This is a genomic window from Halomonas daqiaonensis (genome assembly GCF_900109725.1).
Classification (GTDB): Bacteria; Pseudomonadota; Gammaproteobacteria; order Pseudomonadales; family Halomonadaceae; genus Halomonas; species Halomonas daqiaonensis.
In genome coordinates, this window is the sequence record NZ_FOBC01000004.1 from 157,308 (window position 1) to 171,220 (window position 13,913).

At 66.9% G+C, this 13,913-nt stretch carries 18 protein-coding genes and 1 pseudogene; 8 read left to right on the forward strand and 11 right to left on the reverse strand.

Annotated elements, in window-relative coordinates; all coding sequences use genetic code 11:
- Positions 1–26: 26 nt before the first annotated feature.
- The 4 genes from BMY30_RS04580 to BMY30_RS17800 are packed head-to-tail and all read right to left on the reverse strand — an operon-like array spanning position 27 to position 2,856.
- Complete coding sequence (locus BMY30_RS04580) at positions 27–1,061, reverse strand: metal ABC transporter solute-binding protein, Zn/Mn family (RefSeq protein ID WP_089711049.1); 1,035 nt, start codon at positions 1,059–1,061, stop codon at positions 27–29.
- Positions 1,062–1,098: 37 nt separating this feature from the next.
- The gene (locus tag BMY30_RS04585; RefSeq protein ID WP_089711051.1) at positions 1,099–1,989 is read right to left on the reverse strand and encodes a metal ABC transporter permease; all 891 of its coding nucleotides are present in this window, start codon (positions 1,987–1,989) and stop codon (positions 1,099–1,101) included.
- Positions 1,973–2,707 (reverse strand): metal ABC transporter ATP-binding protein, encoded by a 735-nt coding sequence (locus BMY30_RS04590; protein WP_089711053.1) that lies wholly within the window; start codon positions 2,705–2,707, stop codon positions 1,973–1,975. The genes BMY30_RS04585 and BMY30_RS04590 overlap by 17 nt, the downstream gene beginning before the upstream one ends.
- On the reverse strand, positions 2,707–2,856 hold the full coding sequence (locus BMY30_RS17800; RefSeq protein ID WP_170840074.1) for a hypothetical protein: 150 nt from the start codon (positions 2,854–2,856) through the stop codon (positions 2,707–2,709). The genes BMY30_RS04590 and BMY30_RS17800 overlap by 1 nt, the downstream gene beginning before the upstream one ends.
- Before the next feature lie 128 nt (positions 2,857–2,984).
- On the opposite strand from BMY30_RS17800, the gene BMY30_RS04595 reads away from it, so the two are divergent.
- The gene (locus tag BMY30_RS04595; protein ID WP_089711055.1) at positions 2,985–3,455 is read left to right on the forward strand and encodes a TspO/MBR family protein; all 471 of its coding nucleotides are present in this window, start codon (positions 2,985–2,987) and stop codon (positions 3,453–3,455) included.
- A gap of 76 nt (positions 3,456–3,531) precedes the next feature.
- Here BMY30_RS04595 and BMY30_RS04600 read toward each other — a convergent pair whose 3' ends face one another.
- From BMY30_RS04600 to BMY30_RS17945, 4 genes and pseudogenes are all read right to left on the reverse strand, one after another.
- Entirely contained in the window at positions 3,532–3,924 is a 393-nt protein-coding gene (locus BMY30_RS04600; protein WP_211607236.1) for a type II toxin-antitoxin system VapC family toxin, read from the reverse strand.
- The gene (locus BMY30_RS04605; RefSeq protein ID WP_089711058.1) at positions 3,924–4,154 is read right to left on the reverse strand and encodes a CopG family transcriptional regulator; all 231 of its coding nucleotides are present in this window, start codon (positions 4,152–4,154) and stop codon (positions 3,924–3,926) included. Before BMY30_RS04605 ends, BMY30_RS04600 begins: the two co-directional genes overlap by 1 nt.
- A 308-nt stretch (positions 4,155–4,462) precedes the next feature.
- Positions 4,463–4,837: pseudogene (locus tag BMY30_RS17805) on the reverse strand (putative inorganic carbon transporter subunit DabA).
- Entirely contained in the window at positions 4,837–5,538 is a 702-nt protein-coding gene (locus BMY30_RS17945) for a putative inorganic carbon transporter subunit DabA (protein ID WP_211607238.1), read from the reverse strand. Before BMY30_RS17945 ends, BMY30_RS17805 begins: the two are co-directional and overlap by 1 nt.
- Here BMY30_RS17945 and BMY30_RS17950 point away from each other — a divergent pair.
- The 3 genes from BMY30_RS17950 (at position 5,530) to BMY30_RS04630 (ending at position 7,379) form a co-directional block, all read left to right on the forward strand.
- Positions 5,530–5,829: a LysR substrate-binding domain-containing protein gene (locus BMY30_RS17950; RefSeq protein ID WP_211607240.1), complete on the forward strand. Its 300-nt coding sequence runs from the start codon at positions 5,530–5,532 to the stop codon at positions 5,827–5,829. The two genes, BMY30_RS17945 and BMY30_RS17950, sit on opposite strands and share 9 nt — an antisense overlap.
- Before the next feature lie 129 nt (positions 5,830–5,958).
- The gene (locus BMY30_RS04625; protein ID WP_089711066.1) at positions 5,959–6,918 is read left to right on the forward strand and encodes a DUF4349 domain-containing protein; all 960 of its coding nucleotides are present in this window, start codon (positions 5,959–5,961) and stop codon (positions 6,916–6,918) included.
- A gap of 227 nt (positions 6,919–7,145) precedes the next feature.
- Positions 7,146–7,379 (forward strand): hypothetical protein, encoded by a 234-nt coding sequence (locus BMY30_RS04630; RefSeq protein WP_089711068.1) that lies wholly within the window; start codon positions 7,146–7,148, stop codon positions 7,377–7,379.
- Positions 7,380–7,466: 87 nt separating this feature from the next.
- Here BMY30_RS04630 and BMY30_RS04635 read toward each other — a convergent pair whose 3' ends face one another.
- On the reverse strand, positions 7,467–8,480 hold the full coding sequence (locus tag BMY30_RS04635) for an aldo/keto reductase (protein WP_244516122.1): 1,014 nt from the start codon (positions 8,478–8,480) through the stop codon (positions 7,467–7,469).
- 157 nt (positions 8,481–8,637) lie between these two features.
- Between BMY30_RS04635 and BMY30_RS04640 the strand changes: the two genes are divergently transcribed.
- The 3 genes from BMY30_RS04640 (at position 8,638) to BMY30_RS04650 (ending at position 11,567) form a co-directional block, all read left to right on the forward strand.
- Positions 8,638–9,861 carry a YbfB/YjiJ family MFS transporter gene (locus tag BMY30_RS04640; RefSeq protein WP_089711070.1) on the forward strand — a complete coding sequence of 408 codons (1,224 nt, stop codon included), beginning with the start codon at positions 8,638–8,640 and terminating at the stop codon, positions 9,859–9,861.
- A gap of 158 nt (positions 9,862–10,019) precedes the next feature.
- A complete protein-coding gene (mscL, locus tag BMY30_RS04645; RefSeq protein WP_089711072.1) occupies positions 10,020–10,451 on the forward strand; it encodes a large conductance mechanosensitive channel protein MscL in 432 nt (143 codons plus the stop codon).
- Positions 10,452–10,892: 441 nt separating this feature from the next.
- Positions 10,893–11,567, forward strand: a complete 675-nt coding sequence (locus BMY30_RS04650; RefSeq protein ID WP_089711074.1) for a hypothetical protein — start codon at positions 10,893–10,895, stop codon at positions 11,565–11,567.
- Here BMY30_RS04650 and BMY30_RS04655 read toward each other — a convergent pair.
- Positions 11,564–11,920, reverse strand: a complete 357-nt coding sequence (locus tag BMY30_RS04655) for an antibiotic biosynthesis monooxygenase family protein (RefSeq protein WP_089711075.1) — start codon at positions 11,918–11,920, stop codon at positions 11,564–11,566. The genes BMY30_RS04650 and BMY30_RS04655 overlap by 4 nt on opposite strands.
- Before the next feature lie 141 nt (positions 11,921–12,061).
- Here BMY30_RS04655 and BMY30_RS04660 point away from each other — a divergent pair, with 141 nt between their 5' ends.
- A complete protein-coding gene (locus BMY30_RS04660; RefSeq protein WP_089711077.1) occupies positions 12,062–12,649 on the forward strand; it encodes a DUF4202 domain-containing protein in 588 nt (195 codons plus the stop codon).
- A 55-nt stretch (positions 12,650–12,704) separates the two neighbouring features.
- On the opposite strand, the gene BMY30_RS04665 is transcribed toward BMY30_RS04660, so the two are convergent.
- Positions 12,705–13,913 carry an acetate/propionate family kinase gene (locus tag BMY30_RS04665; RefSeq protein WP_244516123.1) on the reverse strand — a complete coding sequence of 403 codons (1,209 nt, stop codon included), beginning with the start codon at positions 13,911–13,913 and terminating at the stop codon, positions 12,705–12,707.

A 13,913-nucleotide genomic window follows, 5' to 3' on the forward strand; every position in this document is an offset into this window, starting at 1 on the left:
CGTTGGCCGCGTGGCAAGGCTATCGGTCAGTGCTCGTGGCCATGGTCGTCGTTGTCGTGGTCATCGTTTCCGTGGTCGTCATGGCCCGGCTCGGCCAGGGCGTTGTGCAGGGTGCGGGCGTTGTGGCGCATCATGCCCAGCCAGCTGCTGGCCTCGCCTTCGCTGGCAAGAGCATCGGCGAAGAGGGTGCCGGCCACCGGCAGGCCGGTCTCCTCGGCCAGCTGGTCGATCATCGCCGGGCTGGTCATGTTCTCGTGGAACAGCGCCTGGACGCTCTCCTCGCGGATCACGTCGATCAACCGCGCCATGTTGGCCGCGCTGGGCTCGGCCTCGGTGGAGAGCCCCTGGGGCGAGAGGAACGCCAGGCCGTAGGCGCGGGCGAAGTGGCCGAAGGAGTCGTGGCCGGTGATCACGCTGGTACCGGCGGGAATCTCGCCGAGCAGCTCTCGGAGTTCGATATCGGTGGCGGCGATCTCCTCCAGGTAGCGCTCGGCGCTGGCCCGGTAGGCTTCGCTGTTGTCCGGATCGGCCTCGATCAGGCCTGCGAGGATGTTGTCCACATAGACCCGGCCCATGCCCAGGTCCTGCCAGGCGTGGGGGTCGATGGGGCCATGGTCATGCTCGTCGTGGCCATCATGATCGTGGTGGTCGTGCGCTTGATGCCCCTGATCATGCGCATCGTCATGGTCATCATGGCCGTCGTCCTCCGCGGCGGAGATCCGCGCCGCGATGCCATCGGTGGCGACGACCCGGGGGCCGGCGAACTCGCTGGCGTCGATCAGCCGTTCCATCCAGCCTTCGAACTGCAGGCCGTTGAACACGACCAGGTCGGCCTCGGCCAGGGCGCGGGCGTCGGTGGGTCGCGGCGAATAGACGTGGGCATCGCTGCCCGGCCCCACCAGCGAGGTTACCTCGACATGCTCGTCGCCGACGTTCTCGATCATGTCGGCAAGGATGCTGAAACTGGTGACGACCTGGAGGCGTTCAGTGGCCTGGGCCGCGGGCAGGGCCAGCAGGGTCGAGACCCCGGCGAGCAGGGCGGAGGTGAGGGAAAGGCGCATGGCAGGTTTCCTGGGTTCGCTTTGTCGGTTAGCTGTGTCAATCGTGTTCGGGAGTGCCCAGCGGCGCGGCATGGCGGCGCCAGCGGGCGGTCAGGCTGTGGTGGCGGCCGAACAGCGCGGAGAGCACATAGCCGCTGCCGGCCAGCAGGATGATGGCCGGCCCCGAGGGCAGGCTGAGATGGTAGGAGAGCAGCAGGCCGCCGGTGCTGGCCACCAGGGCGATACCGATGGCGATGGCGATCAGTCCCTCCAGGCGGTGGCTCCAGAAGCGCGCCGTGGTAGCCGGCAGCATCATCAGGCCGACCGCCATCAGGGTGCCCAGGGTCTGGAAGCCGGCGGTGAGATTGAGCACCACCAGCCCCAGGAAGATGCCGTGGACCACCCCGCCGCGTACCCCCTGGCCGCGCAGGAACAGCGGGTCCAGGCACTCTACCACCAGGGCGCGGAAGATCACCGCCAGGATCACCACGATCAGGCTGCTGATGCCGGCGATCAGCACCAGGGCGGTGGTGTCCACGGCCAGTATCGAGCCGAATAGCACATGGGTGAGGTCGACGCTGCTGCCTCCCAGCGACACCAGCATTACCCCGGCGGCCAGCGAGATCAAAAAGAAGCTGGCCATGGCCGAGTCTTCGCGGTGGCCGGTCATCTGCGACACGCTGCCGGCGAGCACCGCCACCAGCAGCCCCGAGAGGATGCCGCCCAGGCTCATGATCGGCAGCGAGAAGCCGGCGGCCAGGAAGCCCAGCGCCACCCCGGGCAGGATGGCGTGGGCCATGGCGTCGCCGATCAGGCTCATGCCGCGCAGCATCAGGAAGACGCCCAGCGGCGGGGCGGCCAGCGACAGCGCCAGGCCGGCCACCAGGGCGCGCTGCATGAAGCCGTAGTCGAAGGGGGCCAGCAGCAAGGCCTCAAGCATTGCCAGCATGGGAGGCATCCGGAAAGGTCAGGGGCAGGCGCGGCGCCCGGGGCGGCTGGCCGGCGTAGCGATCGAGCAGAGAGTCGGGACTGACCCAGCGGCCGTGGCCGCCGGCCAGGAAGAGCACATCGTCGGCAAGTCGCGAGAGTTGCTCCATGTCGTGGAGCACCACGATGATGGTGGCACCCTGCCTGGCCATGTCACGCAGTACCTCCATCAGCACGTCCACCGTCTCGATGTCGACGTTGGCGAAGGGCTCGTCGAGCAGCAGCAGTTCGGCCTCCTGCATCAGGGTGCGGCCCAGCAGGGCGCGCTGGCGCTGGCCGCCGGAGAGCTCGCCCAGCGGTCGGTGGGCCAGATGCGAGATGCCTAGCCGCGCCATGATCTCGCGACCGCGCCGGTAGTGGGGGCCACAGTAGCCCTTCAGCCCGCCGTGACTGGGCCAAGTGCCGGTCATGATCAGCTCTTCCACGCTCATCGGAAAGGTCAGGTCCAGCGCCAGCTGCTGGGGCAGCCAGGCGCAGCGTTCACGGGGCACCCGGCTCTCCACGGATCCGGCTACCGGGGTCAGCATGCCCATAATCGCCGAGATCAGGGTGCTCTTGCCGGACCCGTTGGCGCCGATCAGGGCGGTGATGGCGCCGTCCATGAAGCGGCCGTCCAAGTGTTCGAGGACCGTTTGGCCGCCGCGGGCCAGCTGTAAGTCATGCAGTTGCAGGCGTGACATCAGGACCACCACCCCGCCGCCCAGGAGACAGCCAGCCACAGGGCGAGCAGCGGCGCGGCGACCAGCAGCAGGCGGCGGGTCGCGGAGAGCGACATCAGCGAGAAATGGCAGGGCCCTTCCGGGCGGTGCCGGTGTCGATGGTGTGCCATGGGGGAGCCTCCGGAAAACTGGCGGAGGTTATAACATAACAATAATGGGTCTGCCACCGTTGCCACCGGCCGGCATATCAGGGGAGTGTGCTAACCTCCGTTGACCCCGACTGGCAAGGAGGCCGCGCATGACCCCGACTCGCTCCTTGATGATCCTCCTCGGCTGGCTGGCGCTGGTGACGCTGACCGCGATGAGCGGCATTGCCACGCCCCCCGGCGACTGGTACGCCGGCTTGGTCAAGCCACCGCTGACGCCGCCCGATCTGGCGTTCCCCATCGCCTGGGGCACGCTCTACCTGCTGATGGCCATCGCCGCCTGGCGCGCCACCCTGGCGGCACCGGCCGCATCGCGCTGGTACACTCTCTGGCCCTTCGTCGCCCAGCTCGCCGTCAACGCCCTCTGGTCGATCCTCTTCTTCGGCTTACATTGGATGCTGGTGGCGCTGGTCGATCTGCTGCTGCTGTGGGGGCTGATCGTGCTGACCCTGCGCCGCTTCGCGCGAGTATCCCCCCTCGCGGCCTGGCTGCTGGTTCCTTACCTGGCCTGGGTCAGCTTCGCCGCCTATCTCAACGCCGCCGTCTGGTGGCTCAACGGTTGAGCCGGGCGGTGAGCACCTTGCCGGTATGGCTGGGGTAAAGGTCGTCCCGGCTCGCTGAAACACCCCGCCGCCATCCTCAATACCAGTTTTCGACTCGCAATGTCGCGATTCGGCCGAACTCCCGGGTGTTGCGGCTCACCAGGATGGCCCCATGGGCCAGCGCCGTACCGGCAATCAGGGTGTCATAGGGGCCGATGGGCCTGCCTTCGCGCTCCAGGGCGGCACGGAGTTCTGCCGCGGCCTGAGCCTCGCGTTGGTGGAAGGGCAGTACCTGAACCACCGAGATGAGCTCCTGAAGCTGCCGGGAACGCTTGTCCGGCGAGAAGGATTTGGCAATCCCCACTTGCAGCTCATAGAGGACAATGGCGGGAATGCCGATGTCCCGGGGTGAGTGCGCCAGCAGCCTGTCGGCTACCTGGCCTTCCCCCTTGAAAAAGTAGATCAGCGTATTGGTATCCAACACCCACATCACAGCGCTTCCCGGTCCGTGTCGGCGCCCGTCCCGGCGCGCAGTATCTCCAGCGAAGGGAAGTCTTCCCAGCTGCCCGGCAGCTCCCGCACCGTGTCAGGCCAGTCGTCTACCAGCTTTTCCCGGATCACGTTGGCAATCCACTTGCTTTTCGACAGGTTCATGACCCGGGCATTGGCGGCCATTTTCTTTTCGGTCTCGTCATCGAGGTAAATCGTTACTTGTCCCATGGGCTGCCTCTTGGCACATATAGGTGGAATTATATGTGCCCGGTATGGGCCAGGCAACAATCCCGCCGGCATCATCACCGCGCTCATCGGCGTGCCCAATTTCATTGCGCTGCCGTGCGACTACCCCCTGCTCCTCAGCGGCTTGGCAGTTTCGGTTGGCGCGCTCGCCGAGACCTGCACCGTCGAGTTGCCAGTGGCGCCGCAGCGCATAGTCTCCCTGCACGACACCGTCATCACCCATGCGTTGATCGAGCTGGGAGCGCCCTTTACCCGCTTGGTTTGTCGTCTCGGTCCGACCCGGCTGTACTTCATGCAATGCACTGCCAGCCGCCCGGTGTATAGCGCTCCAGCCCTGCCGCGGTGAGGCTACAGAGCCACAGCCAGCGATGCTCGACCAGCCGGGCCAAGTCGGGCTGGCGCGCCAGCACCCCCTCGATGCGCTCGCGGGGCGCGTCGATCACCACCGTCAGGCGCAGCGGCTCGTGTCACCAGGCGCTGCCGTCGTGCAACGACTGTATCGGCAGCCCGATGCGCAGCTGGGGCGAGTTACCCTCGACCACCCCGACGTGGCCGCCCACCACTGAGTGCAGCAGCTTGTTGCCGGCGCTGTGGAGTTCGGGCTAGGCCACGGAGGCGTAGTACTGCAGGTTGATCCAGTTGGCCACCAGCATGGGGGCGCTCATCAGCGCCTCCAGGGTGCGGCCGTCGGGGTCGCGCCCGGCGGTTGCCGGCGCCGCCCCCCACTGCGCCGCCCAGCGGGCACGCCGCGGGGGCCAGCTCGGCCAGCCCCAGCCACTCCCAGGCCAGCAGCACCACCAGCAGCTGGTCGATGCCGGCGTGGGCGGCGGCGTGGGGGGGTGTGCCAGGCCAGCCCCTGGCACCAGGAGGCCCAGCCGTTGACCCGCAGCAGCAGGGCGTGGGCCAGCGCCTCCAGCGCCTCCGGTGGCAGCGCGAGCTCGTCGACGAGCCGCTCGCGGGCCGCGTCGGCATCGGCGGGCAGGGCTGCCACCCGCCGTCGCTGGGCGGCACTCAGGCGCCGGTCGTGGCGGCTCTGGTCGTGCCACCAGGCGTAGAGCGGGGTGGTTGTGTCGCGCTCCCAGCGCTGCTGGTGGTGGTCGAAGTAGCCGGCGCAACACTCGGCCACCGCCTCGAAGGCGTCGTCGGCCGTCGGCGCGGAGTCCTCGTCGGCCAGCGCCCAGGCGCTCGCCGACATCCGGGGGGCAGATTCCTGGCGCTCCAGCCTCGCCAGCAGGGCGGCCTCGTCCAGCGGCGCGTCGCCGAGGGCGATCGCCGCGCGCAGCGCCTCGGCCCGCCGGCGCCCTTCCCCGAGGGGCTCGCCGGCCGCGGCCTGATTGTGCCGGGCCCCGAGAGCAGCGTGCGCCACGCCTTCGACTGTCTCTGCGAGCTCCACCGGCTGTCGCCGACGATCATCGCCGAGGTGGACGACATGGCGCTGATGCGCCTGCTGGCCCGGGACACCGCACACTTGGCGGTGTTGCCGCCGGTGGTGGTGCGCGATGAGCTGCGCGTCGGGACCCTGAGCGACTTCGGCGCCCTGCCCGGCGTGTTCGAGGAGCTCTACGCCATCACCGTTCGCCGCCAATTCGAGTCGCCGCTGATGCAGCAGCTGCTCGCCCAATCCAGCGAGATGCTGCTGCCCACCCCGCCGGTATGACGCAGGGGGCTGCCTTGTCCAGGCCGGCCGTCGAGACCTCCACGGAGAGTACCCGAAGGTCGCGAGCGACCTCTGTCTGGCGCCCGGTGCTACGCTTGAGGTTCCTCAGCCGCCACGTAGACTCTCGCCATGCCCGCCATGCGCTGTTCGTATCGCGTTCTCCTGCCGCCCCTGCTGCTGGCCGCCACCCTTGGACTCGCGGGCTGCGACGGCCCCGGCCTCGACGCCCCATCGCCGCGGCCGACCGCGTCGGAGAGCGCTATCTCCGGCGAGGCGATGGTGCGCCAGGCCGATGTGGCCAGTTCCACCCTGCCAGCCAACGGGGCGGGTGAGGCGCCTGACGCCCGCATCGAGGAGCGGCGCCATTACCAGCTGCAGTTCGATGAGGCCGATGCTTTGCTGGCCGCCTACCGGGAGACTCAGGAGGCCTGTGTGGCGAGCGCGCATTGCCGGATAGAGCAGGGGCGCCTGCAGACGCCGCGTCAGGGGCTGGCCAGCGGCTATTTGGCCCTACGCGTGGCCCGCGACAGGGTGGACACCGCCGAGCCAGTCAGGCTGGTGGCGGAGTCCCCGGCGCTCAGCGGTGTGGAGATCACCCGCCACGACCGCACCCAGCAATTCATCGACACCGAGGCGCGGCTGGCCCAGCAGAAGGTGCTGCGCGAGCGCCTCAAGGAGCTTGCCCAGCAGGGGCGGGGGTTTAGCGAGCGGCGCATTCAAGACCTGCTGCAGGTCGAGCGCGAGCTCGCCAGGGTGCAGGGCGAGATTGAGTCCATGCAGGGCCAGCAGCGTCATCTCGCCCGCGTGACCGACAGTGTGGCGATCACCGCCAACTTCCAGGAACAGCGCTGGGTGGAACCCCATCAGCATGGCGTGTTGGCGCCGCTATGGCGGGCGCTGGATCGTAGCCTGTCGCTGTTCTTCGAATCGGTTGGCCAGGTGATCCTGGTGGTGGTGTTTCTGACCCCTTGGCTGGTGATCGGCCTGCCCGCGCTGTGGCTGCTCAGCCGGCTATGGCGACCGGTCCGCCGCGCCTTCTCACGGCTGGGCGATAAGCGCCGGGCGCGCAGGAAGGCGGAGGATGCCTAGCAGAGCCTCAGGCTTGAGCGATCGACTCCAGCGAGCTGGATGCCTCGCGTTCGAGACGAGCGCCGGGCATCTGCTAGGGTGAAAGGAGTCGGACGAGACGTGGTCCAGGCCCTCCGGTCGTTTCGTGACCGTCGTCTCCGGCCCCGCAAAGCTCCGCTCTGACAAGGCCTTTATGAGGCGGCGGGCCAGAAACCCATTCACCGCGGAATCCTGTTAGGAGGTGTGTGATGAGTACCTGTGCAACGTGCGGCAATGAATACGGTGATACCTTCACGGTCACCAAGGATGGCCAGAGCTTCGATTTTGACTCCTTCGAGTGCGCCATTCACAAGCTGGCGCCATCGTGCTCGCAATGCGGCTGTCGGGTGGTGGGCCACGGTGTCCAGCATGGCGATACGGTCTACTGCTGCGCCCATTGTGCCAAAGCAGCCGGAGATGAGGGGCTGGTCGACCGTAACTGACCATGACCGAGGGCTGAGCCGTCACCCGCCAGGACGGCGCAGCCATCGCCTTCCCCCGCCTCTGGACGCCTCGCGTCCACGCGGGGGTTATGCGTCTGACTCGCCAAACTCCTCGGTGTCGACTTCCGCCTGCTGGGCCTCGCCGTAGCGTGCCCCCGCCACTTGGTCGGGGGTCATCATGGCGTTCAGGCGGGCCACGTCGTCCGCTGCCAAGGCAAGGTGCTCTGCCGCCAGGTTCTCGCGCAGGTGATCGATATTGCGCGAGCCGGGAATCGGCAGAATGTCGTCGCCCTGGGCACACAACCAGGCCAGCGCCAGCTGGCCCGGTGTCATCTCCAGTTCCTCTGCCAGTGCCGTGAACGCCGCGAGCAGGCGTAGGTTGTGGGCGTGGTTCTCGGCGCTGAAGCGCGGCATGCTGCGACGCATGTCGTTCTCCTCAAGGCGTGAGGGGTCGTTGACGGCGCCGGCCAGGAAGCCGCGGCCCAAGGGGCTGAAGGCCACCAGCAGGGTGTCCGCCTCGCGGCAGGCATCGATCAGGCCGATTTCGGGGTTGCGCGTCCACAGCGAATACTCGGACTGCACCGCGGCGATGGGCTGTTCGGCTCGGGCGCGACGCAGGGTGGCCGCGGACACCTCGGAGAGCCCGATGGCGCCGATCTTGCCTTGCTCCACCAGCCGGCCCAGCGCGCCGACGCTCTCCTCGATGGGCACGCCCTTGTCCCAGCGGTGCAGGTAGTAGAGATCCAGATGATCGGTCTTCAGCCGCTGCAGGCTCGCCTCGCACTGGTGGCGCAGGGTTTCCGGGCGCCCATCGATCACCTTGCGGCCGAGTGCCGGGTCCATGGCCATGCCGCACTTGCTGGCCAGCAGGATCTCGCTGCGCTTGCTGGCAAGTGCCTTGCCCACCAGCTGCTCATTGGCCGTGGCGCCGTAGAGGGTGGCGGTATCGAAGTGGCGGTAGCCCATTTCGAAGGCGCCCTGCAGGGCATGCTCTGCTTCGCGCTCGGGGAGCGGGCTACCGTAGCCATGGGAGACGTTCATGCAGCCCAGGCCAATGGAAGGCGAGGCAAGGGCGTTTAGGCGAGCGGTCAAGGGGGACATGAGGACTCCTTCTCGGCATTCGCGGGCATACTGGGCCCTGGGCGGTGAACGGCAGCAGGGACGGTCGCCCTCTTTGGTCGCACGCGACCGGCCTGGTGGCAGGCGTGCGGTATGATAGCCGACCGCAAGCACGACAGGGACCCAGGGAGTGCCAGGTATGGCCACATTCGATGTTCTTCACCCGCGCTACCGTGTGCTGCTGGCCGGCGTGTTCAGCCAGATTCTATGTATCGGCGTGGCACGTTTCGCCTATACGCCGCTGCTGCCGGTGATGCAGCAGCAGACCTGGCTGAGTGATGCCCAGGGCGGCTGGCTGGCCGCGCTCAATTACGCCGGTTATATGCTGGGGGCGCTGGTGGCAGCCTCACTCCACGGCATCCGGCTCAAGGACACCCTCTACCGTCTCACCCTGCTGCTGGCGGTGCTCTCCACCGCCGGTATGGCGCTGGCCGACCACTTCTGGCTATGGGCGGGCATGCGTTTCGTGGCCGGCTTCTCGAGCAGCGGCGCCATGTTGTTGGCCTCGGGGCTGATCCTTCACTGGCTGATTAGTCACCGTCAGCGCGGCGAACTGGGTATCCACTTTGCCGGCCTGGGGCTGGGCATCCTGGTGGCCGCCCTGGCGGTGGAGCTGATGCTGCAGCTAGCCCTGGACTGGCAGGCCCAGTGGTGGGGCTTCACCCTCCTGGCCGCGGGGCTGCTGGTGCCTGCCTGGCGCTGGCTGCCGCGACCCGCCAAACCCATGGAAGGTAGTGGTGGCAGTCGCCCACGCCAGGCCACGCCGCCCACTCGCACCTTCATGCGGCTGATGCTCGCTGCCTACTTCTGCGCCGGCTACGGCTACGTGATCAGCGCCACCTTCATCGTCACCATCGTCGAGCGCGAACCGCTGCTGGCCGGCGCCGGCAACTGGACCTTCGCCCTGGTGGGGCTGGCCGCCGCCCCCGCGGTGATGGTGTGGGATCTGGTGGCCCGGCGCATCGGCTACTTGGGCGCACTGATCAGCGCCATGGCCCTGCAGGTGGTCGGCATCGTGCTGCCGGCGCTGACCACCAGCCTGGCCGGGGTGCTGCTCAGTGCGGTGCTCTATGGTGGCACCTTTCTGGGCTGTGTGAGCCTGGTGCTGACCATGGCCGGCCGGCTCTACCCGCAGAGCCCGGCACGGCTGATGGGGCGCATGACGCTGGCCTACGGCGCGGCGCAGATCGTCGCCCCGGCGCTGACCGGCATGCTCGCCGAGGCTACTGGCCACTACGACATCGGCCTGTGGCTGGCCGGCGGCTTCGTGGCCCTGGGCACCGTCTTGCTTGCCTGGTTGCGCGCAGTGGACCAGACCGCCCAGCGGCTGGATGCCGAGGCGAAGGCGGCTCCGGCGGGTTGAGGTGTTTTCTCCAGAGGTGGTTGATCATGTAAGACCCCGCGGGTGTCGGCATTCCTACATGTCGCATCCGGAGTACACTTTGTCCGATCGGCCTGGCCGGCGTCGTCAAAGGTGGCGCCCAAGGGTGACGGCTGAGTTATGGCTTCGAGGAGAGAAAGATGTTCAGGGAATTCAAGGAATTTGCGGTACGCGGCAATGTGGTGGACATGGCGGTGGGCATCATCATCGGTGGGGCGTTCGGCACCATCGTCTCGAGCCTGGTCAATGACATCCTGATGCCGCCCATCGGGCTGCTGATGGGCGGCGTCGACTTCTCCGATATCTTTCTTGTGCTCAAGGGCGAAGGGCCTTACGCCACCCTGGCCGATGCCACGGCGGCAGGGGCGGTGACCATGAACGTGGGGGTGTTCGTCAACAACGTGATCAGCTTTCTGATCGTGGCACTCGCTGTATTCCTGTTGGTGAAGGGCATCAACCGCCTGCGCCGCCAGGAGGCTGCCGCGCCGACAGAGCCCACCGCCCCACCCGAGGATATCCTGCTGCTGCGCGAGATTCGCGACAGCCTGGCCAGGCGTTCCGAGGAGCCGTGATCGTTAATTGGTGACAGCGACTATTTCCAACACGACCCCTGCCTCTTGGCTCTTGCGAGCCTACGTGGGGGTTCTTGTTGTCGCTCGTCATCGATCCGCCAGACTTGCTTGAGGCGGTTGATGGTATGCAGCCAGCGAACCGGTACCAGATACTTGGCGTCTCCTTCCTCACCGTCCTCGTTGCGATATAGATGGAAGTAGTCTTCCCTGGAGGCCAATTTCAGCAGGGTCCGTTTGCCTTCCGAGAGTATGGCGAGGGTCCTGGAGTGCCAGGACGCGCGGCCGTGCTGATGCCCCTATACTGGCAGTAGCACTTCGAGCGCACCCGCGGAGAGGGGGAGTCGTCGAGGCCGAGGATGGTCTCGGTCTGGCCGGCCATGCCGATGCGGGTCAGAGTGCTTGGCCCAGAGGGACATCCCGCTCCTTCAGGAGGGCAACACAATGGCAGGCGATGCGTCGAAAGGGCTTTGGGTCACCCTGGTCTCCGGATTCCTGGCCATCGCCGGCATTGGCGCGAAGGGCCTGGCCGATCTTCATCTCGAGAGAGCCAGGCTGGATTCCCAACTCATCATCAGCGCGCTGGGCTCTTCGTCGGAGGAGTCGCGGCGCGAGACCCTACGGCTATTGGTAGATGCCCGGCTGATCGCCGATGAACAGACACGAGAAGGCCTGAAGCAGTATTTCGAGGGCACGTCGCCGCGTACGCCGCCACAAGTCGCGTCGTTCATTCAGAGCGGCGAAAGGGTCACCCTCACACCCACCACCGAAGCCAATGCCAACAAGACCGACATCGACCTGTTCGTCTGCGGCTCTGCCAAAAATAGCGAGAGCGCCGAGGCACTGATCGACAGGGTTCACCAAGCGTTGAATGAATCCGGTGAGTTCGGTCGGATCGCCCTCAAGGTGTGGGAAGGCAATCTCTACCAAGAGGCACCCGAGAGCATCTTGCAGGGTTTTTCGACGATGATTGTGGATGCCGGCCATGCGGAGTCCGGCCAAGTTCCCTTGATGGAGTCTGCCCTCAGCCACGTGTCGGAGTTGCCACCGGTAAAAGTGTTGAACAATCCCGGACCGAGCACCCCCTGGTTGATTTCGCTGGTGCTTTGTCCGGGTTAATCGCGCGTAGTGTCTAGTGATGTACCGAAAGGCCACGGCGCTTTCCTGGGCGGCATCACCACCCACTCGGGCTCCTCGAATTCGCCGATCGCCCGGATCTCGCAGAAGGGCGCGGCGCTGCGGATGATCTCCTTCACTTCCGGGTTCGGCTGGGCTTCCATGGCGTCGCGGCTGGCCTTGCTGTCCCAGTGGGCGATGGCGATCAGCGTGGTCGGGTCATCGATCTTGCGATGCAGTTCGGTGCCTCTCGCGCCTGGGGCCTGCTGTATGATCTCGCTGGCGCGGACCCAGGCCTCGGCGTAGTCCTCGGCTTGGTAGCCGTCGCGGATATGCACCTCGAAGATGTATTTCATGGGGAGACTCCTCCTCGGTTTTCTTCCTTGTCGGTTTCACAAATCAGTGTATCTCGCCACAGGCTTGCGTTCGCCCCGATCGGCACGTCCGCTGATATGCTGTAAGGCGATGCGCCCCGCTATCGATCACAAGGAGTGAGCATGTCTGATACCCCTTACGCTAAGACCCTCGCCGCCCTGGATGCACTGCATGCGGAGGATCCGCGCAGTGTGGAGGTGGACGGCGAGCCGGTACCCCAGGAGCTGTGGCATGCCGGGCGCATGAGCGCCTGGCTGGAGCGGCTGCATGAGCACCCCGACGAGCTGGTGCAGCTGGCGGTGCGCGGCCAGCACCTGCAGCGCTGGCAGGTGCCGCGGAGCGACTATCCCGAGGGACGGGTAGGTTACCTGACCTGGCGGCGCGATCAGGGTCAGCGCGCCGGCGAGACCACCGCTCGGCTCATGCAGGAGGCGGGCTACTCCGCCGAGCAGGCCGAGCGGGTGGAGCGGATGATTCGCAAGCAGGGGCTGGGGCGCGAGCCCGGCACCCAAGCCGTGGAGGACTGCGCCTGCCTGGTGTTCCTGGAGAACTATTTCGGCGACTTCTCAAAACAGATCGACCACGACCACCTGATCCGCATCGTGCAGATGACCTGGAAGAAGATGTCACCGGGAGCCCATGAGCTGGCACTGGGCCTACCCATGAGCGATGAGGCGCGTGGCCTGGTGGAAGAGGCGCTGGCGGGATAACGACAAGGATAGCGCCGACGCCTCAGGCTGGCCGGTATTCCTGTGTAGCAACCGGCTATGCCAGGCCCACCATCTGGGCGGTGTACCAGGCGATCATGCGCTCCTCGTCGGTGGGAATCACCCAGGCGCCGACGCGGCTGTCGGCCGCGCTGATGCGTTCGGCATCTCGGTCGTTGGCGTCGACATCGAGCTCGAGGCCAAGCCACTCACAGCCGCGGCAGATGGCTTCGCGCACCGGGGCGGCGTGTTCGCCGATGCCGGCGGTGAAGACGAGCTGGTCGAGCCCGCCCAGGGCGGCGGTCAGGCTGCCGATCTCGCAAATGGCGCGGTAGGCATAGAGTTCCACCGCTTCGCGCGCCTCGGGTGCAGCGCTTTCGAGCAACTCGCGCATGTCGCCGCTGATACCGGAAACCCCGAGCAGGCCGGAGCGCTTGTAGAGCATCTCGGTGAGCGCCTCGGCGCTCATGCCTTCCTGCTGGATCAGATGCAGCACCAGCCCGGGGTCGAGGCTGCCGCAGCGGGTGCCCATGGGCATGCCTTCAATGGCGGTGAAGCCCATGGTGGAGGCCACACTAGTGCCGTTGCGGATGGCGCACAGGCTGGCGCCGTTGCCCAGGTGGGCGACGATCACCCGTTCGCGACGAGCATCGCCCAGCTGTTGGGGCAGCACACGGTTGATGTAGTCATACGAGAGGCCGTGGAAGCCGTAACGGATCAGGCCGCGCTGGGTCAGCTCGCGGGGCAAGGCAAACTGGCGGGCCACCTCGGGCTGGTTGGCGTGGAAGGCGGTGTCGAAGCAGGCCACCTGTGGCAGGTCGGGGTGGCGCTCGGCGAGCGGCGTCACGGGTGCCAGGCAGAAAGGTTGATGAAGCGGTGCCAGCGACTCGAGTTCGCCCAGCTCAGCGGTGATCTCGGGCGTGAGTGCCACCGGCTGGTGGTAGTCGCGGCCGCCGTGCACAACCCGGTGTCCCACCGCGGCGAGTGACAGGTCGGGCAGCTCGTCGAGCCAGCTAAGCAGGCGCCCCATGGCGTCGGGCAGCTCGAGCCGGGTGGGCAGTTCGTCCTTCTCCATCGCCACGGGGCGGCCTTCACTATTCTGCAGCTTCAACCTGGGAGTGCCGCCGTTCAGCCCGGAAAACATGCCGCGATAGCGAGGCGTCAGGGTGTCGAGCGATTCGGCACCCGTCAGCGGGTAGAGGGCAAACTTCAGGCTGGAAGACCCGCTGTTGAGGGTCAGGATATTGCGCATCTCGAGCTCCTTCAT